A 3,416-nucleotide genomic window follows, 5' to 3' on the forward strand; every position below is an offset into this window, starting at 1 on the left:
GATTTCGCTGATTGGCTATGACGATACGGCGGAAAGCGCGTGGTATCAGCCGCCATTAACCACGGTGCGGCAGGATTTGCAGCAGTTGGGCGCGGTGAGTGTTGATCGCTTGCTGGCGCAGCTGGAAGGCGGCGATGTGACAGAGAAGACGCTGGAAACCGAGTTGGTACTGCGTGAAACCACAGCGGCACCACAGCAGGATGAGGTGGATGTGGCGGAGATTGCGCAGCAGTTGCAGGTGTTGGCACGGAAGTTGAAGCGTTGAGCGGGATGTAGATAAAAAAAGGTCGCCATGAATGGCGACCCTAAGGTTTATTGGGCTTTTGGCTCGCCCATCGCTTTCAACTTCTTCGACAGCTCGCGACGTTCTTTGGAGAGGTCAGCGTTTTTGATGATGTACTCATCAACGCGGTCTTCATAGTCCACACGCATGCTGGCGATAATTTCCTGCACCGCCTCGATGCTCATGCCTGGTTTGATGTATTCACTCAGGTTGTCCAGCAGCAGCACACGTTTCTGGTTATCACGGACTTTCTTCTCGTTATCCACGATTTCGCGCTGCAGTTTGTTTTTACGACGGAACATACGCACAAACTCCAGTACGTCCTGAAATGATTGCTTGGCATTTTCCATGTTGGCACCTTTCTTGAGGCCTGCGTCGGCAGGCGGAATAGTCATAACGTTTAGCTTAGCGGCTTGGCCGCCAGGGTTGCAATTCTCACCGCTAAATTCGGACTGGCGCTTATCTTAGCGCAAAGAAAGGGTGATTCACATTAAGTCATTGCCTGAGAAAACTATTTACGCAGCGCCAGACGCACTAAATCAGTCATGCGCTCCAGCTGACGCGCCTGTTCGAGGCTCAGCCAGACGTAACCATAAATCGCCGTGGTTTCAGAACGTCCGCTGCGATTGGCAATTAGCTGCTCCAGTTCCTGGGTGATCTCCTCCAGCGCGTGACTATTGGCGGTGATCTGCTCGGTTTCGCCTTTCACCATCAGCGTTGCCAGTGCATTCAGCGTGTCTTCGGTCATCTGCTGGGTGCGGCGTAGTGTGGGCGCGTTAAGCATAATCAAGTGGCTTTCACGTGACGACCACCATGCATCAATCTGCATCTGCATGGTGTTCACCATATTGCGATTGATGGTTTGGATCGCCTCAAACACCGATTTCGGAATGCGCGTCTCTTTGCTCGCCGGCTCCAGCAGCGCACGCATTTTGATCACGCCGCTCAGCAGCTTCTGGAAAGGTTTATTGAGGCGTGGCTTTTCCAGCAGATTGGCAGAGAAACCGGTGTGATGCAGTTTAGCCATGGCGATAAACGCATCCGATAGCTGGATACGCCAATGCGTGTACGCGCGTTGTGCCCAGATGGCGCTAAACAGCAGCGCCATCAGCGAACCAAGAATCACGTCGCCGCCGCGCCACATGGCGATGGTGAAATCCCCGGCCGGTGCGCCAACCACTACGCCGAGCGTGATACCGATCAACAGCGCCATGTAAGGATGTTTGCCCAGCGTCAGATAACCACAGACCACCATCACGATGGCGCACCACACCAGCATCACCGGCAGCGAAAACAGCTCGAGTTTGAGCGCAATCAGCCCGGAAATCAGACCGGCGAAGGTGCCGCTAATGCGCTGCACCACGCGCGGCAGCACGTTGCCCCAGGTGGAAATCGGCCCCATCACCACCACCAGCGTAATCAGCGGCCAGGTGCCTTCGGGAATGTCGGTGAGGCGTACAAACAGGAAGCACAGCACAAAGGCGATAGCGATGCGCACGCCGTGCACGGCGCGATAGTGGCGGTAGAACCAGAACTCAATCTGCGAGATGGGCTTGTCAGCGCGTAACATGGTTGTCCGGGAACGCTAAAAATTTGCGCGCTATGTTACCCTGGCAACGGCTGCATCATCAGGGTCGAACGCAATTATTTTTCGTGTTTTGCTGAAATACAACATGGGTGTTACATCTAATTTTCTCAATGGAAACATTGATGTAACGCAGTGGGTTTGGTGCGGTTATTGATAAGGTCGCCATGAATGAACTGAACCCCATAACCTGGACCGTTTAGTTAAAGCGCTGCGTAATGCTGAGTCCTGTACGCTACCGGACTCAGCCCACCCAGCCCCATTTTTATCCGCTTAGTATTCCAGAAGTGGATATAGTCTCCGATGTCCTTCTCCAGCTCCTCTACGTCACGGTATTTCTTCAGGTAAAACATTTCCGACTTCAGATGACCGAAGAAGTTTTCCATCACCGCGTTGTCCAGGCAGTTTCCTCTGCGCGACATGCTCTGTTTTATCCCGTTTTCCGCCAGGCGCCGCTGATACTCCGGCATCTGATACTGCCAGCCCTGATCGCTGTGAAGAAGCGGACGCTGCTCGCCCGTCAGATGCTGTAAGGCTCTGCTCAGCATACCGTTTATCATCGGCATCAGCGGCTTACGCGCCGTTTCCCAGCCCACGATTTCGCCGTTATACAGGTCCAGAACCGGGGACAGGTAGCATTTTTCACCCGCAACGCTGAACTCCGTTACGTCCGTTACCCACTTCTCGTTCGGTGCCTGTGCCCGGAAGTTGCGCTGCAGCACGTTGCCGGCTGTCCGCCCTTCGGGCCCGCGACAGAACCGGTATCTCTTCTTTCTCACCGGCGACTGCAGGCCCAGCGCCGACATCAGCTTCAGCACGGTTTTCCCGCTCAGCGCCCAGCCGTGCTGCCTGAGCAGGCAGCCCATGCGCCGGTAGCCATAAACACTGCGATGCTCCTCTGACAGCCTGACGATGAGCGCCTTCACCTCTGCGTACTTATCCGCTGCCTGCTGGCGGGCAAGCTGATAAAAAAACGTGCTTTTCGGCAGCCGCGATACGCTCAGCAGCACCGGCAGGCGATGCCGCGTGCGCAGCAGCGTCACGGCTGCGGCTTTTTCTCCCGCTCCCGGCGCTTTTTTTCCAGGATAATCTCCTGCATGACCTTCAGATAGTCGTTTTCGGCACGCAGGTATTCGAGCTCCTTAAGCAGCTCTTCCGGCGTCATTGACCCGACTGGTTTTGGTGATTTTTCTTTGCCTGACATTGGTGTTCTCCGCGTGCTGTTTTCGGGCGGGAAAGCATAGTGACCTTTAAGGCTGTACTGGCGGACCCAGGATTCAACCGTTTTGTGTGAGCTGATATTAAAACGCGCCGCAACCGCAGCGTATGACTCACCGGTATGAGCCAGAGCATAATGCGCCACCTGGACCCTGAAGTCAGAAGAATAACGCCGGTGCCCGCGGGGAAGCAAAGCCTGCTCACCGTGATGCTGATAGCGCGCAACCCAGCGGCGGAGGTTAGTAGGGGCAATGCTGAAGTGCTTAGCCGTTCCATCAATACCGGCATGGCCGCTAAGAAAATAGTGAATGGCCGAGAGTTTAAATTCGA

At 54.9% G+C, this 3,416-nt stretch carries 4 protein-coding genes; 1 reads left to right on the plus strand and 3 read right to left on the minus strand.

The genetic code is table 11. The features are described from left to right. The coding region (locus RTY00_RS22185; RefSeq protein WP_312666275.1) for a substrate-binding domain-containing protein at positions 1 to 265 on the plus strand (265 nt) is incomplete at its 5' end. A 47-nt stretch (positions 266 to 312) separates the two neighbouring features. Here the strand turns inward: RTY00_RS22185 and tmaR are convergent. From tmaR to RTY00_RS22200, 3 genes are all read right to left on the minus strand, one after another. Then, complete coding sequence (tmaR, locus tag RTY00_RS22190) at positions 313 to 633, minus strand: PTS system regulator TmaR (protein WP_008110563.1); 321 nt, start codon at positions 631 to 633, stop codon at positions 313 to 315. A 161-nt stretch (positions 634 to 794) separates the two neighbouring features. After that, complete coding sequence (locus tag RTY00_RS22195) at positions 795 to 1,853, minus strand: FUSC family protein (protein ID WP_008110562.1); 1,059 nt, start codon at positions 1,851 to 1,853, stop codon at positions 795 to 797. Between the two features lie 218 nt (positions 1,854 to 2,071). Then, positions 2,072 to 3,416 (minus strand): IS3 family transposase gene (locus tag RTY00_RS22200; RefSeq protein WP_312666277.1). Its coding sequence is split into 2 segments (ribosomal slippage), with 1,346 coding nucleotides annotated over them: positions 2,072 to 2,940 and positions 2,940 to 3,416; the frame shifts between segments, so codons are not numbered across the junction. This gene is flagged as partial in the annotation.

The organism is Pantoea sp. CTOTU49201, assembly GCF_032054795.1.
Taxonomy (GTDB): Bacteria; Pseudomonadota; Gammaproteobacteria; order Enterobacterales; family Enterobacteriaceae; genus Pantoea; species Pantoea symbiotica.

Bases quoted from the DNA above. Each gene is read 5' to 3' on its own strand.
- tmaR (WP_008110563.1), bottom strand. From the start codon at position 633: ATGGAAAATGCCAAGCAATCATTTCAGGACGTACTGGAGTTTGTGCGT.
- RTY00_RS22195 (WP_008110562.1), bottom strand. From the start codon at position 1,853: ATGTTACGCGCTGACAAGCCCATCTCGCAGATTGAGTTCTGGTTCTAC.